The 16,313-nt window shown below is 63.4% G+C and carries 14 protein-coding genes and 1 riboswitch; of the genes, 11 read left to right on the top strand and 3 right to left on the bottom strand.

The window, feature by feature from the left end:
- The first annotated feature begins 99 nt into the window (after positions 1 to 99).
- The 5 genes from ACFFP0_RS27505 to bluB all read left to right on the top strand — a co-directional run bounded on the left by ACFFP0_RS27505 (position 100) and on the right by bluB (position 5,619).
- Positions 100 to 1,473: a class II 3-deoxy-7-phosphoheptulonate synthase gene (locus tag ACFFP0_RS27505; protein ID WP_377265410.1), complete on the top strand. Its 1,374-nt coding sequence runs from the start codon at positions 100 to 102 to the stop codon at positions 1,471 to 1,473.
- Positions 1,474 to 1,627: 154 nt separating this feature from the next.
- Positions 1,628 to 2,038, top strand: a complete 411-nt coding sequence (locus tag ACFFP0_RS27500; protein WP_377265409.1) for a GFA family protein — start codon at positions 1,628 to 1,630, stop codon at positions 2,036 to 2,038.
- 76 nt (positions 2,039 to 2,114) lie between these two features.
- Positions 2,115 to 3,788 (top strand): NAD+ synthase, encoded by a 1,674-nt coding sequence (locus ACFFP0_RS27495; RefSeq protein WP_377265504.1) that lies wholly within the window; start codon positions 2,115 to 2,117, stop codon positions 3,786 to 3,788.
- Positions 3,789 to 3,805: 17 nt separating this feature from the next.
- Positions 3,806 to 4,645 (top strand): TolB family protein, encoded by an 840-nt coding sequence (locus tag ACFFP0_RS27490; RefSeq protein WP_377265503.1) that lies wholly within the window; start codon positions 3,806 to 3,808, stop codon positions 4,643 to 4,645.
- A 17-nt stretch (positions 4,646 to 4,662) separates the two neighbouring features.
- A riboswitch (cobalamin riboswitch) is annotated at positions 4,663 to 4,850 on the top strand.
- Positions 4,851 to 4,932: 82 nt separating this feature from the next.
- Positions 4,933 to 5,619 (top strand): 5,6-dimethylbenzimidazole synthase, encoded by a 687-nt coding sequence (gene bluB / locus ACFFP0_RS27485; protein WP_377265408.1) that lies wholly within the window; start codon positions 4,933 to 4,935, stop codon positions 5,617 to 5,619.
- Between the two features lie 106 nt (positions 5,620 to 5,725).
- On the opposite strand, the gene ACFFP0_RS27480 is transcribed toward bluB, so the two are convergent.
- A complete protein-coding gene (locus tag ACFFP0_RS27480) occupies positions 5,726 to 6,400 on the bottom strand; it encodes a hypothetical protein (protein WP_377265407.1) in 675 nt (224 codons plus the stop codon).
- Between the two features lie 155 nt (positions 6,401 to 6,555).
- Positions 6,556 to 8,883 carry an NADP-dependent malic enzyme gene (locus ACFFP0_RS27475; protein ID WP_377265406.1) on the bottom strand — a complete coding sequence of 776 codons (2,328 nt, stop codon included), beginning with the start codon at positions 8,881 to 8,883 and terminating at the stop codon, positions 6,556 to 6,558.
- 219 nt (positions 8,884 to 9,102) lie between these two features.
- Here ACFFP0_RS27475 and ACFFP0_RS27470 point away from each other — a divergent pair, with 219 nt between their 5' ends.
- Both ACFFP0_RS27470 and ACFFP0_RS27465 read left to right on the top strand, forming a co-directional pair.
- Positions 9,103 to 9,918 carry a UDP-2,3-diacylglucosamine diphosphatase gene (locus ACFFP0_RS27470; RefSeq protein ID WP_377265405.1) on the top strand — a complete coding sequence of 272 codons (816 nt, stop codon included), beginning with the start codon at positions 9,103 to 9,105 and terminating at the stop codon, positions 9,916 to 9,918.
- 105 nt (positions 9,919 to 10,023) lie between these two features.
- Positions 10,024 to 11,235 (top strand): MFS transporter, encoded by a 1,212-nt coding sequence (locus tag ACFFP0_RS27465; RefSeq protein WP_377265404.1) that lies wholly within the window; start codon positions 10,024 to 10,026, stop codon positions 11,233 to 11,235.
- On the opposite strand, the gene dgcA is transcribed toward ACFFP0_RS27465, so the two are convergent.
- Positions 11,187 to 12,170, bottom strand: a complete 984-nt coding sequence (gene dgcA, locus ACFFP0_RS27460; RefSeq protein WP_377265403.1) for an N-acetyl-D-Glu racemase DgcA — start codon at positions 12,168 to 12,170, stop codon at positions 11,187 to 11,189. The two genes, ACFFP0_RS27465 and dgcA, sit on opposite strands and share 49 nt — an antisense overlap.
- 154 nt (positions 12,171 to 12,324) lie before the next feature.
- On the opposite strand from dgcA, the gene ACFFP0_RS27455 reads away from it, so the two are divergent.
- Genes ACFFP0_RS27455 through ACFFP0_RS27440 form a run of 4 tightly spaced genes read left to right on the top strand, consistent with a single transcriptional unit; the run spans position 12,325 to position 16,309 of the window.
- The gene (locus tag ACFFP0_RS27455; protein WP_377265502.1) at positions 12,325 to 13,434 is read left to right on the top strand and encodes an ABC transporter permease; all 1,110 of its coding nucleotides are present in this window, start codon (positions 12,325 to 12,327) and stop codon (positions 13,432 to 13,434) included.
- Positions 13,435 to 13,454: 20 nt separating this feature from the next.
- Positions 13,455 to 14,279, top strand: coding sequence for an ABC transporter ATP-binding protein (locus ACFFP0_RS27450; protein ID WP_377265501.1), 825 nt, complete (start codon positions 13,455 to 13,457; stop codon positions 14,277 to 14,279).
- An 8-nt stretch (positions 14,280 to 14,287) separates the two neighbouring features.
- Positions 14,288 to 15,658, top strand: a complete 1,371-nt coding sequence (locus tag ACFFP0_RS27445) for an MlaD family protein (protein ID WP_377265402.1) — start codon at positions 14,288 to 14,290, stop codon at positions 15,656 to 15,658.
- 33 nt (positions 15,659 to 15,691) lie between these two features.
- On the top strand, positions 15,692 to 16,309 hold the full coding sequence (locus ACFFP0_RS27440; protein ID WP_377265401.1) for an ABC-type transport auxiliary lipoprotein family protein: 618 nt from the start codon (positions 15,692 to 15,694) through the stop codon (positions 16,307 to 16,309).
- Positions 16,310 to 16,313 lie beyond the last annotated feature (4 nt).

Genomic DNA, 16,313 nt, shown 5'->3' with positions numbered 1-16,313 from the left:
GGGCGGCTATGCAAGGCCGGCGTTAAGGTTTATAAGCCGCCCCAATTTCGAGAAAGGTTGCCCGGCAGACGATCGCCGCGGCAAGAACAGGTGAGTGAGATGGCACAGAATTGGACCCCGAACAGTTGGCGGCAGAAACCGATCCAGCAGGTTCCGGACTACCCGGACCAGGCCGCGCTGGCAGCAACGGAAGCTCAACTTTCCACCTTTCCGCCGCTCGTCTTCGCCGGCGAGGCCCGCCGCCTGAAGAGCCAGCTTGCCAAGGTGGCGGAAGGTGATGCCTTCCTGCTGCAGGGCGGCGATTGCGCCGAAAGCTTCGTGGAGCACGGCGCGGACAATATCCGCGACTTCTTCCGTTCGTTCCTGCAGATGGCGGTCGTCCTGACCTATGGCGCGCAGTTGCCGGTCGTCAAGGTCGGCCGCATTGCCGGTCAGTTCGCCAAGCCGCGGTCGTCCAATTTCGAGAAGCAGGGCGATCTGGAACTGCCGTCCTACCGCGGCGACATCATCAACGGCATCGAGTTCACGCCGGAGGCCCGCACGCCCAGCCCGGAGCGGCAGCTCGACGCCTATCGCCAGTCGGCCGCGACGCTGAACCTGCTGCGCGCATTCGCGATGGGCGGCTACGCCAACCTCGAAAACGTGCACAAGTGGATGCTGGGCTTCGTGAAGGACAGCCCGCAGGGCGAGCGTTACCGTAAGCTCGCCGATCGCATCAGCGAGACCATGGATTTCATGCGCGCGATCGGAATCACCTCGGAAAACAATCCGAGCCTTCGCGAAACCGACTTCTTCACCAGCCATGAGGCACTGCTGCTTGGTTATGAAGAGGCGCTGACCCGCGTCGATTCCACATCGGGCGACTGGTACGCGACGTCGGGCCACATGATCTGGATCGGCGACCGCACGCGCCAGATCGACCATGCGCATGTGGAATATTTCCGTGGCATCAAGAACCCGATCGGCCTCAAATGCGGTCCGTCGCTGCAGCCGGACAATCTGATCGAGCTGATCGACGCCCTGAACCCGACCAATGAAGCGGGCCGGCTGACGCTGATCTGCCGTTTCGGCCACGACAAGGTCGCGGAAAGCCTGCCGAAGCTGATCCGCGCCGTCGAGCGGGAAGGCAAGAAGGTCGTCTGGTCCTGCGATCCGATGCACGGCAATACGATCACGCTGAACGGCTACAAGACCCGGCCTTTCGACCGTGTCCTGTCGGAGGTGGAAAGCTTCTTCCAGATCCATCGCGCCGAAGGCACGCATCCGGGCGGCATCCATGTGGAAATGACCGGCAAGGACGTGACCGAATGCACCGGCGGTGCCCGGGCGGTGACTGCGGGCGATCTGCAGGACCGCTACCACACCCATTGCGACCCGCGGCTCAATGCCGACCAGGCGCTGGAACTTGCGTTCCTGCTGGCCGAGCGGATGAAGAGCGGCCGCGACGAAAAGCGTCTCGTCGTGAACGGCTGAGCCGTTTCGCATTCGTGATCGAAGAAAAGGCCGGCATCGCTGCCGGCCTTTTCGTTTATGGGCCGCCGCTGAAAGCTGGGATGAGAGAAATCGATTTGACCTCCGCTGCGGCACCCGCAAGACTGCATGCGGGCTTTTGAGAGGGAGGAGTTCCGTGAAGCGGAAGAACAGCGGCCGGTGCCTGTGCGGCTCCATCAGGTTCGAGACGACGGGGCCTTTGCGGACGGTGACGGCTTGTCATTGTTCGCAATGCCGCCGGCAGACGGGGCTTTTCTATGTCGCGACGGCCGTGCCGCTCCAGAACCTGCGCCTCGAAGGGGAGGAGAAGCTTTCATGGTATCGGGCGAGTGATATGGCCCGGCGCGGCTTCTGTTCCGAATGCGGTTCCGCCCTGTTCTGGTATGCCGATGGAACCGAGCAGATCTCGATCATGGCCGGCGCATTCGACCAGCCGAGCGGGCTTGTCATGGGGGAGCATATCTATTGCGCCGACAAGGGGGATTTCTACGACATTCCCGAGGATGGCGTGCCGCATTATCCGGGTGATCGCCCGGCATCCGTCTGAAACACCGTAAAAATAACACCATAAAAATTCCGGGGCGCACGTTGCCGCGTCTGGTACCCGGCGCTAAATCGTGGCCATGACCCAGGACATCAGCCAGACGTTCCGCATCGCCGTCGCCCAGCTCAACCCGACCGTCGGCGATGTTGCCGGCAATCTGGCGCTTGCCCGCGAGGCGCGCCGGGATGCCGCCCGCCAGGGGGCGGATGTCATTCTCTTCACCGAACTTTTCATCTCCGGCTATCCGCCCGAAGACCTCGTCCTGAAGCCGGCCTTCCTGAAAACCTGTCTGTCGGCCGTGGAACAGCTTACAGGAGACACCGCCGATGGCGGGCCGGGGGTGATCGTGGGTTTTCCCCGCCAGGGCAAGGAAGGCCGGCACAATTCGGTCGCGGTGGCCGACGGTGGGCGGATCGTCGCCATCCGCGACAAGGTCGACCTGCCGAACTACGGCGAATTCGACGAGAAGCGCGTCTTCGTCGCCGGAGACATGCCGGGGCCGGTGAGTTTTCGCGGCGTCCGCCTCGGCATTCCCATCTGCGAGGATATCTGGGGCGAGTTCGGTGTTTGTGATACTCTGTCAGAAAGTGGCGCCGAAATCCTGCTCGTGCCGAACGGCTCGCCCTATTATCGGGGCAAGGTGGATATCCGCCATCAGGTGGTGTTGAAACAGGTCATCGAGACCGGCCTGCCGATGATCTATGCGGCGCAGCTTGGCGGCCAGGACGAACTTGTCTTCGACGGAGCGAGCTTTGCCTTCAATGCGGACAGGACGCTCGCCTTCCAGATGGGACAGTTCGAACCGGCGGTCACGATGAGCGAGTGGACGAAGATCCACGATACCTGGCGCTGCGTCGACGGGGCGGTCGCCGTCATTCCGGAAAGGGAGGAGGCTGACTATCGGGCGTGCCTGCTCGGTTTCCGCGACTACGTCAACAAGAACGGCTTCAAGGCGGTGGTCCTTGGCCTGTCCGGCGGCATCGACTCCGCGCTTTGCGCGGCGATCGCCGTCGATGCGCTCGGGGCGGAACGGGTGCGAACCGTCATGCTGCCCTACCGCTTTACCTCCGGAACGTCGCTCAGGGATGCCGCGGATTGCGCCAGGGCGCTCGGCTGCCGTTACGACATCGTGCCCATTGCCGAGCCGGTCGAGGGTTTTTCGTCGGCGCTTTCCGAACTTTTCGATGGTGCGGACGAGGGCATAACCGAAGAAAACCTGCAGAGCCGGACACGCGGCGTGATGCTGATGGCGATCTCCAACAAATTCGGCTCCATGGTGGTGACGACCGGCAACAAGTCGGAAATGTCGGTTGGCTATGCGACGCTTTACGGAGACATGAACGGCGGGTTCAACCCCATCAAGGACCTCTACAAGATGCAGGTCTACGCGCTTGCCGCATGGCGCAACGAACATCTGCCGGAAGGGGCGCTCGGGCCGGCGGGCGAGGTGATCCCGAAAAATATCCTCTCCAAGGCCCCGTCGGCGGAACTCCGGCCGAACCAGACCGACCAGGATTCGCTGCCGTCCTATCCCGTTCTCGACGACATCCTCGAATGTCTGGTCGAGATGGAAATGGGCATTGAGGAGATCGTCGCGCGGGGCCATGACCTGGCGACGGCGCACCGCGTCGAGCATCTGCTTTATCTGGCCGAATACAAGCGACGTCAGGCGCCGCCGGGCGTGAAGATAACCCGGAAGAACTTCGGCCGCGACCGGCGCTATCCGATCACCAACCGGTTCCGGGACCGATAGGGAGGAAACCCATGGCGCTGCGCAGCTCGGTCGAGATATTCAACATCCGTACCCGCGAAAGCCGGGTCGTCTGGCAGACCGGGGCGCTGTTCGAGGCGCCGAACTGGTCCCCGGACGGTCGCTACCTGATGCTCAACAGCGAGGGCCTGATCTATCGCCTGTCACCGGATGGAGGCAATGGTCCCGTACCCGTCGATACCGGCTTTGCCCGGCAGTGCAACAACGATCACGGCATCGCGCCGGACGGTTCGCTGATCGCGATTTCCGACAAGGCGGGGTTCGGCAAGTCGGCCATCTATGTCCTGCCGGCCGAAGGCGGTTCGCCGAAGCTGGTCACGAAAAACCTGCCGTCCTACTGGCATGGCTGGTCGCCGGACGGAAAGAGGTTTGCCTATTGCGGCATCCGCAACGACGTCTTCGATATCTATACGGTCGGTGTCGAGGGAGGCGAGGAGAAGCGGATGACCTTCGGGGAGGGGCGCAACGACGGGCCGGATTATTCGCCGGACGGCAGATGGATCTATTTCAATTCCAGCCGCATGGGCCTCATGCAGGTCTGGCGCGTGCCGGCCGCCGGGGGGACGGCCGAGCGCATCACCGAAAGCGATTATGGCGACTGGTTTCCTCATCCATCACCGAAGGGTGACAAGATCGTCTTCATCTCCTACGACGCCGATGTCTTCGATCACCCCCGCGACAGGCAGGTGCGTGTCCGGCTGATGGACATGGACGGCGGCAATGTCGAGACCCTGTTCGATCTCTTCGGCGGGCAGGGCACGATGAATTCGCCCAACTGGTCGCCGTCCGGTGACGAATTCGCCTATGTGCGCTATTTCCCCGTCGTATCGGCGGCTTGAATCCTGCGCGCCGCGGAGGCATAAACGCCCGGTCAGGTGCCTGCCTATCGCAGGAGAATCGGGAATCCGGTGGAAAGCCGGAACGTGCCCAACGCTGTAAGGCGGATGCTTGGCCGCAAATCGATGCCACTGGGCTTGCCCGGGAAGGCTGCGGCGGAAGTGGACGAAGCCAAGTCAGAAGACCGGCCTGACGAGATGGACCGACCGCGCGGACGGCGGAAGGTTTTGGAGTTCGTGCCTCACCCCCGGACGGGCGAGCGCGAGCGCTGCATTGTTGGGGATAGACGATGCGACCGGACCCTTCTGCACACGCCCTTGCGCCTGCGGGCGAATTTTCAACCTCCGAGCGGAACGCGGTCTACAGGGCGATAGAGACGCGTCGCGACGTGCGCGATCAGTTTTTTCCCGATCCGTTGCCGGACGACCTGGTGATGCGGCTGCTCCGCGCGGCGCATGCGGCGCCGTCGGTGGGCTTCATGCAGCCCTGGAATTTCATTCTGATCCGCGACGCGGCGGTGCGGGAGGCCGCCTGGGCGGCATTCTCTCGCGCCAATGACGAAGCGGCGGAGATGTTTCCGCAGGAACGGCGCGATCTCTACCGCAGCCTCAAGCTCGAAGGCATCCGCAAGGCGCCGCTGTCGATCTGCGTCACCTGCGATCCGGACCGGGCGGGGCCGGTGGTGCTCGGCCGCACCCACAATCCGCGCATGGATGTCTACTCGGCCGTCTGCGCCGTGCAGAACCTCTGGCTCGCGGCGCGGGCGGAAGGCGTCGGCGTCGGCTGGGTCAGCATCTTTCACGACCGGGACGTGCGGGCCCTGCTCGGCATCCCGGAGCGCGTCGAGATCGTCGCCTGGCTCTGCCTCGGTTACGTCGACCGGCTTTACGCCGAACCGGAACTCGCGCTCAAAGGCTGGCGTCAGCGCCTGCCGCTCGAAGATCTGGTCTTCCATGATCGGTGGCAGGCGCGCTGAAGCATGGCGCACAGGAATGCGCAGCGATCTTGCGCCGGCGACATCATGAAACGAGGGCCGAAAGCGTAAGGCGCAGACCGGCAAGATCGCGCCCCGCCTTCGCGCTTCATTGCTGCGGCTGAGGCCCGCTCGATTTCGGATGGGCCAGATCGATGTTTTCCTCGGGCAGGAATGTCGGGCCGACCATGCGCACCTTCCTGTTGGGATCGTAGGGACGTTCCGGAGGAGGAGAAGGCTCGGCTGCCGGCGCCGCCTGCTGCCGCTGCGGTTCGCCGGTATGCAGGTGGGTGATGCCGGAATAGGGCTCTTTGCCCGGCAGTTCGAGGCCCTGCACCTTCAGCCTTTCCTTGTGGTCCTCCTCCACGTCGGATGGAATGCAGTTGTTGGCGCGGATCGCCGTCAGGATGGCGTTGCGCTCCTCCGAAGGCCTCGTGATTTGCCGGGCGTTGTTTCGCTCGGCCGTCAGCGCGTCGCGGCTTTGCTCCAGCGTGTCGAGGGCCTGCCGCATTTCCTCGCAGACCTCGCTATTCGCATTGCCGAGGGTAACGACGCTGCCCGTACTGCAGCCGGCCCGGCGCATCTCGATCCTGAGCATGCGGATATCGCTGTTCTGCTGGCTGAGTTCCTGCGCGAAACGCCGCATCTCGCCGGTATTGCCGATGATCTGCGGCGCATTGTTGAGCTGCCGGTAAAGGGCCGCGCAGGTGGCGATATCCCGTGCGGCGGCTGCGGCGGGGACAAGCAGAAGCGGGGCGATCAACAGGCCGCGAAGCACAGGCATGATCCGGCTTTCTCTCCGATTGGCAGATCGCATCATGGACGAGGCCGGTTGACAATATGATAAAGGCAGTCACCACGGACTATCGCAGCTGCTTCAGTTCTGCGATAGATATTGGTGTAAATTACCGTTTATTTTCAGATGCCTGTTGTCAGGATTTAAGAATTAACATCAAGATTGGGCTGCGATGCTTCCACGACGGCGAGCGCCGCCATGTTTACGACGCCGCGCGACGTCACCGACGGAGAGAGAATGTGCACCGGCATGGCCGCGCCGAGCAGGACCGGGCCGACATGCAGGGCATCGGTCATGTTCCGCACGATGCCGAGCGAGATGTTGGCGGCGTCGAGGTTCGGGAAGATCAGCAGGTTGGCGTCGCCGGTCAGTGAACTGTTCGGCATGGCCCGCTTGCGCACGGCTTCGGAAAGGGCCGAACCTGCCTGCATTTCGCCGTCCACTATAAGATCGGGGGCGCGCTCGCGCACCAGTTTGAGGGCGCTGCGCATCTTCTGCGCGCTTTCGGAATCGCGTGAACCGAAGTTCGAATGGCAGATCAGCGCCGCCTTCGGGACGATGCCGAAGCGACGGACTTCCTCGGCCGCCAGGACGGTGATCTCGGCGATTTCCTGGACGGACGGATTGTAGTTGACGAACGTGTCCGCCAGGAAGAGCGCGCCACGCTGCGAGATCACGAGGCTGAGGCCCGAGAACGCGCAGACGCCCGGACGGCGGCCGATGATCTGGTCGACGTCGCGCAGGTGCCTGTCGTAGCCCCCCTCGACGCCGCAGATCAGCGCATCGGCCTCGCCGCGCTTGACGGAAAGCGCGCCGATCACCGTGTTGTTGGTACGCACGATGGTGCGGGCCGTTTCCGGGTTGATGCCCCTGCGGCCGACCAGCGCGAAGTAGTCGTCGACATAGTCGCGGTAGCGCGGATCGTCTTCCGGGTTGACCACGGCGAAATCGACATCCGGCCGGATGCGGATGCCGAAACGCTTGAGCCGGGCCTCGATGACGGAGGGGCGGCCGATCAGGATCGGGGTTGCGGTCTTTTCCTCGAGCAGGACCTGGGCGGCGCGCAGCACGCGCTCGTCTTCGCCTTCCGCGAAGATGACCCGCTTCTTCTCGGCCGATTTGGCGGCGGTGAAGATCGGCTTCATGATGAAGCCGGAGCGCCAGACGAAGCGGTTCAGCTGGTCGAGATAGGCGTCGAAATCCTGGATGGGCCGCGCCGCCACGCCGCTTTCGGCGGCGGCCTTGGCCACGGCCGGCGCGATGCGCAGGATGAGGCGCGGATCGAACGGCGAGGGGATGAGGTAGTCCGGGCCGAAGACGGGCGTGTCGCCGGAATAGGCTTTTGCCGCCACATCCGAGACTTCCTCGCGGGCAAGGGCTGCGATCGCCTTGACCGCCGCCATCTTCATGTCCTCGTTGATCGTCCGGGCGCCGCAATCGAGCGCGCCGCGGAAGATGTAGGGGAAACACAGGACGTTGTTGACCTGGTTCGGGAAGTCCGAGCGTCCGGTGCAGATCATCGCGTCCGGGCGGGCGGCGCGGGCCAGCTCCGGCATGATTTCCGGCGTCGGGTTGGCAAGCGCCATGATGAGCGGTTTCGGCGCCATGCGGGCCAGCAGTTCGGGCTTCAGCACGCCGGCGGCCGAGAGGCCGAGGAAGACGTCGGCATCGTCGATGCTGTCGGCCAGCACGCGCTTGTCGGTCTTCTGGGCGTAGATTTCCTTCCACTCGTCCATCAACGTGTTCCGGCCGTCATAGACGAGGCCTTCGATGTCGTGGACCCAGATATTCTCCTTCTTCGCGCCGAGCGAGACGAGGAGATGCAGGCAGGCGAGCGCGGCGGCGCCGGCGCCGGACGTGACGATCTTCACATCGGCGATGTTCTTGCCCGCAAGCTCCAGCCCGTTCAGGATCGCGGCGGCGACGATGATCGCCGTGCCATGCTGGTCGTCGTGAAAGACCGGGATGTTCATCTTGGCGCGCAGGCGGCGCTCGACCTCGAAACATTCCGGCGCCTTGATATCTTCGAGGTTGATCCCGCCGAAGGTCGGTTCGAGCGCCGAGACGGTCGAGACCATGGCTTCGATCGTTTCGGCGTCGATCTCGATGTCGAAGACGTCGATACCGGCGAATTTCTTGAAGAGGACGGCCTTGCCTTCCATGACCGGCTTGGAGGCGAGCGGCCCGATATTGCCGAGGCCGAGCACCGCCGTGCCGTTGGAGATGACGGCGACGAGATTGGAGCGGGCCGTGAAGTCGGCGGCCGCATCCGGATTGTCGCGGATGGCGAGGCAGGGAGCCGCGACGCCCGGCGAATAGGCGAGCGCCAGGTCGCGCTGGTTGCCGAGCGGCTTGGTCGCCTGGATCTCCAGCTTGCCGGGCCGGGGATAGCGGTGGAAGAACAGCGCCTGCTCGTCGAGATCGCCGCTGACCGGCAGGGTCTGCGGTTTCGGTTTGTCCTGCGCGTTCATGATGTCTCCTGGCGTGTCTTTTGTGTCTTGATGGGCCAAAGGCGGAGTGTTCTCCATACATCAATCGGCCGGGCGCGACAGCAGCTAATTTGCGCCCGCGGCAGAAATCGGAACGCTGCGGAAGCGGCGCCGGGGCGGGCTTTTCCAGTGCCCTGTCATCATCCTGAAACACGAGTCTGATTTTGAAAATCCCAAAAGCGGCGGCGAAAGGATGACTTCGTGACCGGTCAAGTGGATACAAGGCATTTCAGAACGCTCTTCATTTCGGACGTGCATCTGGGTTCCAAGGCCGCCCGAACGGATTTCCTGATCGACTTCCTGCGTTATCATGAAGCCGATACGATCTTCCTGGTCGGCGATATCATCGACGGCTGGCGCCTGAAGCGGAACTGGTACTGGCCGCAGGGCTGCAATGATGTGGTGCAGAAGCTTCTGCGCAAGGCGCGCAAGGGCACCCGCATCGTCTACATCCCCGGCAATCACGACGAATTCCTGCGCTCCTTCCCGGGCACCCATTTCGGCGGCATCGAGGTGGCGGAACGTGCAATCTACGAAATGGCCGACGGCAAGAAATACCTGATCCTCCATGGCGACGAATTCGACGTCGTGGTGCGCAATGCCCGATTGCTCGCCTATCTCGGCGACTGGGCCTATGACGCGGCGATCGTCATCAATATCGGTCTGGCGGCGATCCGCCGCCGTCTCGGCATGCCATACTGGTCCTTCTCCGCCTGGGCGAAGCTGCAGGTCAAGCACGCAGTCAACTTCATCGGCGAGTTCCAGCGCGTCGTGGCCGACGAGGCCCGCCGCAACAACGTCGACGGCGTCATCTGCGGCCATATCCATCACGCGGTGATGGAGGACATCGAAGGCATCCACTACGTCAATACGGGCGACTGGGTGGAGAGCTGCACGGCGATTGCCGAGAACCACGACGGAACGCTCGAAATGATCTCCTGGCAGCAGATCGGTACGACCGCCGAGATCAAGGCGCTGCCGAAGCCGCAGTCCGTCGAGGACATGCAGGCAGCCTGAGGCGGCTGCTGCGGAAAGCGTACCGGACTGCCATTTCTTGCCATAGGCAGGGCCGGGAGGCTGTGTTAGGTAAGCTGACAGTTTCAGCAACCTACCCGTGAAATCGTGATTCCCGCAAATAAGACGCCTGGCGCGTCTCCGTTCTTTCAGTTGCGCTGCGCCCTTGCCTACGGAGCGCCGCTAGGGGTGAATGGCGTCATTCTGCCCTATCTGCCCGTCTGGCTCGCCGGGCTTGCCTTTACGGAATACGAGATCGGCATCGTCCTGGCGATGCAGCTCCTGCTGCGCGTTCTCGCAGCGCCTGTCGCCGGCTTTTTTGCCGACCGCCTGAACGAGCGGACCCTGATACTTGCCTGGTCCGGCGCGTTTTCGCTGCTGACGGCCCTGGCCATGGTTCTCACCCGCGACTTCTGGTCCGTTCTGCTGGTTATCGGCATCCAGTCGGCGGTCTTCGCCCCTTATGCGCCGATCGTCGAATCGATTGCGGTGACCGGCGTGCGCCGCTGGGGCTTTCCATACGGATCGATGCGTGTCTGGGGTTCCATCGGCTTCGTGGCGGTGACGCTCGTCGCCGGCGAACTGCTCGGCATCTGGGGCTTTCATGTCGTTCCGTTGACCATGGCGGCCGGTTTCCTGCTGACGGTCGCGGCTGCCTTCGCGGCGCCAAGACTGGGGCGGGCGGCGGTGCGCCCGGGGACCGAAAAGACGCTGCAGCCGAGTTCTCTGAAGCGGCTCGATCTGCACGTCCTGATGATCGGCGCCTCGGTGGCCCAGTCGAGCCATGGCATGCTGTATGCGTTCGGCACCATCCAGTGGCAGCAGATCGGGCTTTCGAGCGGCTCGACCGGCATCCTCTGGAGTGCCGCGGTCGTTTCGGAAATTCTGGTCTTCTTTGCCACCGGCTGGCTGGCGAGCCGTATTGCGCCCTGGACGCTGATGCGGATCGGCTGCGCGGTTTCGGTTCTCCGCTGGGCGCTGTTTCCGATGCCGCTCGGCTTCTGGGGCTATGTGGTTCTACAGGCCATGCATGCTTTCAGTTTCGCCTTCGTGCATATCGGTCTGCAGCACAGGCTGGTGGAATCCGTGCGCGAGGACCAGGAGTCCTCGATGCAGGGCGCCTATGTCTTCTACAACGGCCTGTTCCTGGCGCTTTCGACCCTGCTCTCCGGCGTGCTGTATCGGCAATTCGGGCTGATGAGCTATCTCGCGATGTCGGTTCTTGCGCTGACCGGTCTTGCGATCATCGCGCTTGCGGCAAGGCTTCAGCTTCAGCCCCAGAGACCGGCTTCCGGCGGGTGGACGAGCGAGCCTTCGTAAAGGAGCCCGCCGGGGCGGTCGCGGGCCAGCAGAAGCGGCCCGTCGAGATCGGCATAGTCGGCGTCCTGGGCGAGCAGGACGGCCGGCGCCATGGCGAGCGATGAGCCGACCATGCAGCCGATCATCACCGCGAACCCGAGCCGCTGCGCCTCCGCCTTCATGGCGAGCGCCTCGGTCAGGCCGCCGGTCTTGTCGAGCTTGATATTGACGGCGTCGTAGCAGTCCCGAAGGTTTTGCAGGTCCTTGGTGGCATGCACGCTCTCATCGGCGCAAACGGAGACCAGCCGGCGGATTCCCGAGAGCGCGCCGTCCTTGCCGGCGGGCAGCGGCTGTTCGATCAGCGATACGCCGGTTTCCGCAGCGATTGCCATATGATGGGCAAGGTTGTCCTCGGTCCATCCCTCGTTCGCATCGACGATGATGCGCGAATCCGGCGCGGCCTCGCGGACGGCGCGAAGCCGGGCCTCGTCGTTGTCCGTTCCGAGTTTGATCTTGAGAAGCGGGCGCGCCGCGTTCTTCCGGGCCTCGGCGGCCATGGCTTCCGGTTCGCCGAGCGACAGAGTGAATGCCGTGACGAACGGTTTGGTATGCGACGCGCCGATCACGTCGGCGACTCGCCTGCCTGTCCGTTTGGCGTCAAGGTCCCAGAGGGCGCAATCGACCGCATTGCGTGCCGCTCCCGGCTGCATCCGGGACTGCAGTTCTTCCCGCGTCAAACCGTCGCGAATCGCGTCGGCGACCGATCGTATATCCGCCATCACCCCTTCCATGCTTTCGCCATAACGCTTGTAGGGAACGCATTCGCCGCGCCCGGAGACGCCGCCTTCGTGGATCGTGCAGGTGATGACCTCGGCTTGCGTCTTGGAGCCGCGTGAAATCGTGAACTTGCCGGCGATCGGGAAGGTTTCGATTGTGGCTTCGAGGTGACGGCCCATGGTTTTACGCGTCCCGTTGTGGCAAATCCTTATGAGGCGGCTATATTGCGCGTCTCGCAAATGCGATCAATCGCATGGCGTTGGAACTCCACATGACCTGCAAGCGTGAAAGACAGCCGTGACGTCGAAGGCAGCCGAAATCAGAGCGGAGGAGATGATGGGCGGCGGCGGCGAACGGTATGCGCTGAGCGGCGACTGGCGAGGCACCACGATTTCCGGAATCCTGAAGGATATCGAAAAGCTTGAAAAGGCCGGCGGGCAGGGCAGGCTGGAGATCGACCTGAGCGGCATTGCCGGAATCGACACGGCCGGCGCATGGCTGGTCCGCCGGCTTCTGACGGCCAAGGGCGAACAGGGCCGCGAGGCCGTGCTGGTCGGCGGCGAAGGCCCCATCCAGGAACTGATCGGCGTATTGCCGGAAAAAGCGCCGGTCCCCCCGGCCGACGGGAGCAAGAAAGGCACGTTGTTCGAACGCCTTTTTTCACCGACCGGAGAAGCCATGGTCGGTCTCGGCGGCGATTTCTACGCCGCCATGCACATTCTCGGCTCCGCGGTTCGCGGCGCGCAGATGAAGCTCGGCCGTGGCGCCGGCGTGTCGCCCGCCTCGGTCGTCACCCATATCGACCGCATGGGCGTGCGCGCCGTGCCGATCATCGTGCTGATGTCGTTTCTGATCGGTGCGATCATTGCCCAGCAGGGCGCCTTCCAGCTCCGCTATTTCGGCGCGGAAATCTTCGTGGTCGACCTCGTCGGCATCCTGCAATTGCGTGAGATCGGCGTGCTGCTGACCGCGATCATGATCGCCGGCCGTTCGGGAAGCGCGATCACCGCCGAGATCGGTTCGATGAAGATGCGCGAGGAGATCGACGCGCTGACCGTCATCGGCCTCAATCCGGTCGGGGTGCTGATCTTTCCCCGGCTGGTGGCGCTGACGGTGGCTTTGCCGCTTCTCACGATCATTGCCAATTTCGCAGCCCTCGTCGGGGCGGCTGTCGTGGCCTGGGCCTATTCCGGCATCACGTTCGATACCTATCTGTCGCGCCTGCACGAGGCGATCGACCACACGTCGGTGGCTTCCGGCATGATCAAGGCGCCGTTCATGGCCCTGGCGATCGGCATCGTCGCAGCCGTCGAAGGCATGAAGGTGGGTGGCAGCGCCGAATCGCTCGGCCAGCATGTCACCACGTCGGTGGTGAAAGCGATCTTCGCCGTCATCCTCATGGATGCGCTTTTCGCCATCTTCTATTCCGCGATCGATTTCTGATGGAGAGCGGCTTGGAAGAAATGCCTCTGAACGATGCGAAGGATCAGCCGGACGGTCGGAAGATCGTGCTGTCGGTGCGCGACGTGACCGTCGGCTTCGGCGACAAGCTGGTGCTCGAAAAGCTCGATCTCGACGTTTACCGGGGCGAGATCCTCGGTTTCGTCGGGGCTTCCGGCACCGGCAAATCCGTGCTGATGCGGACTGTGCTCGGCCTGCTGCCGCACCGGTCCGGCACGATCGAAATCCTGGGCGTCGACTACGACAACGCCACGGAAGACGGGCGCATGATGGTGGATATGCAACTCGGCGTCCTCTTTCAGCACGGCGCGCTCTTTTCGGCGCTGACGGTGAAGGAGAACATCCAACTGCCGATGCGCGAATATCTCGACCTGCCGCAGGAACTGATGGATGAGCTCGCCTATCTGAAGGTCGAGATGGTCGGCCTGCCGCCGGATGCGGCCGACAAGTATCCGTCGGAACTTTCGGGCGGCATGATCAAGCGCGCTGCGCTCGCGCGCGCTCTGGCGCTCGACCCGGCCCTGGTTTTTCTCGATGAGCCGACCTCCGGTCTCGACCCGATCGGAGCGGCCGATTTCGACGCGCTGATTGCCAAGCTGCGCGATACGCTGGGCCTCACGGTCTACATGGTAACACATGATCTCGACAGCCTTTTTTCGGTTTGCGACCGTATTGCTGTGCTTGGCCAGAAACGGGTATTGGTGGAAGGTACGCTTGAGGATATGTTTGCCTGCGACGATCCATGGGTTCAGTCCTATTTCCGAGGCAAGCGGGCGCGGTCGGTCGTAATTCATGAAAAGCAGCCGGCTGCAGAAGTAGAGAAGTGACGTAATCCATGGAAACCAGAGCCAACTACGCCCTTGTCGGATTCTTCACGCTGCTGGTGATCGCAGCCGCCTTCGGCTTTGTCTACTGGATGGCCCAGTCCGGCCGCGGCGGGCCGACGGCCGAACTGGCGATCCGCATTCCGGGCTCCGCGAACGGCCTGTCCATCGGGTCTCCGGTGCGCTTCAACGGCATTGCGGTGGGTTCCGTGCGCGGCCTCAGCATCGACCCGGATGACCCGCGTTATTCGATCGCGTTCACGGAAGTGAGGGCCGACGCGCCGGTCTATCAGTCCACCCAGGCGAGGCTTGAGGTGCAGGGCCTGACGGGCGCCGCCTATATCGAGCTTTCCGGCGGCGCCAAGGGGGAGGAGAACATCCTCCAGAAGGCGCTGGAAAACGGCCGGCCGGCCGTACTGATCGCCGAACAGTCGAGCGTGACGAACCTGCTTGCGACCGCCGACAAGATCCTGCAGCGCGCGGACCAGGCGATCGGGGATATCCAGGGGTTCGTGGCGGATGCGCGCGGGCCGCTCACCCAGACGATCCGCAACGTGGAGACGTTCACGTCCTCGCTCGCCCAGAATTCGGACAGTATCGACAAGTTCCTCAACAGCCTCTCGACGCTTTCGGTCACCATCGACCGGGTGTCGGGAACGTTGAACTCGACGCTTGAGGCCGCCGAACGGCTGGTGAGCGCGATCGACGCGGAAAAGATCAATGCCGTCGTTTCCAACACGGAGCGCGCCACCCGCAATATCGCCAACGCCTCAGACAATTTCGGGGATCTGGTGGCGAATGTGAAGGACGCCGCCGCCAGCTTCCAGCAGGCGGGAACCGACGCCCAGACCCTCTTGAGGCGCGCGGATACGGTCTTGAGCTCCGTCAACCCGGATCAGGTCCGGACAACCATCGGCAACATCACGGCCGCCTCCGAGGATGCCCGCCAGACGGTCAACTCCGCGCGCAGCGTCGTGGATAATTTCGCTCACCGCAAGGAAGATATCGACCGGGCCATCGGCGACTTCACCGAACTCGCCAGGAAGCTGAACGACGCCTCCAGCCGGGTCGACGGCATCCTCGCCAAGGTGGATGGCTTGGTATCGAGCGACGATTCCCAGGGGCTTTTCGTCGAGGTTCGCAAGACGCTCGAATCCTTCCGGACCGTTGCGGACAATATCAACGCCCGTGTCGGGCCGATTGCCGACAACCTGTCGCGCTTCTCGTCCAGCGGCCTGCGGGACATCCAGACGCTGGTGAACGACGCGCGCCGGACCGTGCAGTCGCTCGACCAGACGATCAACAATTTCGATCAGAATCCGCAGCGGCTGATCTTCGGTGGCGAGACGGTAAAGCAGTATGATGGCAGGACGCGGCGGTAAATGGGGCGTTCAGTGCTGGAGAATGGGGGTTTGATGACCGGTTCGGAGTTCCTGCGGCGACGTGCGATCCGCCGTCCGTTTCTGCTCGCGGCACTGCCGCTCATGGCGGTGCTGGTGACCGGCTGCGGCAGCAGCGCGAACAACGACACGTTCGACCTGTCGATAACGCCCTCCGCGCAGGGGCCTTCCGCACGCAACAGGCAGGTCCTCATCCCCGAGCCGACGGCATTGAAGCTGCTGAACAGCGAGCAGGTGGTCGTGCGCGTGTCGTCGTCCGAAATCCAGTATCTCGCCGATTCCCGCTGGGGAGACCGCCTGCCGGCGCTCGTCCAGTCGAAGCTCGTGGAAGCCTTCGAGAATTCCGGCCGGCTCGGCGGCGTCGGCAAGCCGGGGCAGGGACTGGCGATCGACTATCAGGTCGTCACCGACATTCGCGCTTTCGAGGTGACGGCGGGCAGCCCGCGGGTGGCGAACGTGGAGATTTCCGCAAAGCTTCTCAACGACCGCAACGGCACGGTGCGCGCCCAGAGCGTCTTCCGGGCGACCGTACCCGTTGCAGGCTCCGAGAACCGCAATTTCATCACGGCGCTGGACAAGGCCTTTGCCAGGGTCGGCGCCGAGATCGTCGATTGGGCCCTGAAGTCGATGTGATCCC

The sequence above is a fragment of the Neorhizobium puerariae genome (genome assembly GCF_042429745.1).
Lineage (GTDB): Bacteria > Pseudomonadota > Alphaproteobacteria > Rhizobiales > Rhizobiaceae > Neorhizobium > Neorhizobium puerariae.
The sequence above is the reverse complement of the archived record's forward strand: the minus strand, read 5'-3'. Positions and strand labels throughout refer to the sequence as shown.

Coding starts and splice junctions, on each gene's coding strand:
- ACFFP0_RS27505 (WP_377265410.1), top strand. CDS start 100: ATGGCACAGAATTGGACCCCGAACAGTTGGCGGCAGAAACCGATCCAG.
- ACFFP0_RS27440 (WP_377265401.1), top strand. CDS start 15,692: ATGACCGGTTCGGAGTTCCTGCGGCGACGTGCGATCCGCCGTCCGTTT.
- ACFFP0_RS27445 (WP_377265402.1), top strand. CDS start 14,288: ATGGAAACCAGAGCCAACTACGCCCTTGTCGGATTCTTCACGCTGCTG.
- ACFFP0_RS27455 (WP_377265502.1), top strand. CDS start 12,325: ATGATGGGCGGCGGCGGCGAACGGTATGCGCTGAGCGGCGACTGGCGA.
- ACFFP0_RS27495 (WP_377265504.1), top strand. CDS start 2,115: ATGACCCAGGACATCAGCCAGACGTTCCGCATCGCCGTCGCCCAGCTC.
- ACFFP0_RS27480 (WP_377265407.1), bottom strand. CDS start 6,400: ATGCCTGTGCTTCGCGGCCTGTTGATCGCCCCGCTTCTGCTTGTCCCC.
- ACFFP0_RS27450 (WP_377265501.1), top strand. CDS start 13,455: ATGCCTCTGAACGATGCGAAGGATCAGCCGGACGGTCGGAAGATCGTG.
- bluB (WP_377265408.1), top strand. CDS start 4,933: ATGCGACCGGACCCTTCTGCACACGCCCTTGCGCCTGCGGGCGAATTT.
- ACFFP0_RS27475 (WP_377265406.1), bottom strand. CDS start 8,883: ATGAACGCGCAGGACAAACCGAAACCGCAGACCCTGCCGGTCAGCGGC.
- dgcA (WP_377265403.1), bottom strand. CDS start 12,170: ATGGGCCGTCACCTCGAAGCCACAATCGAAACCTTCCCGATCGCCGGC.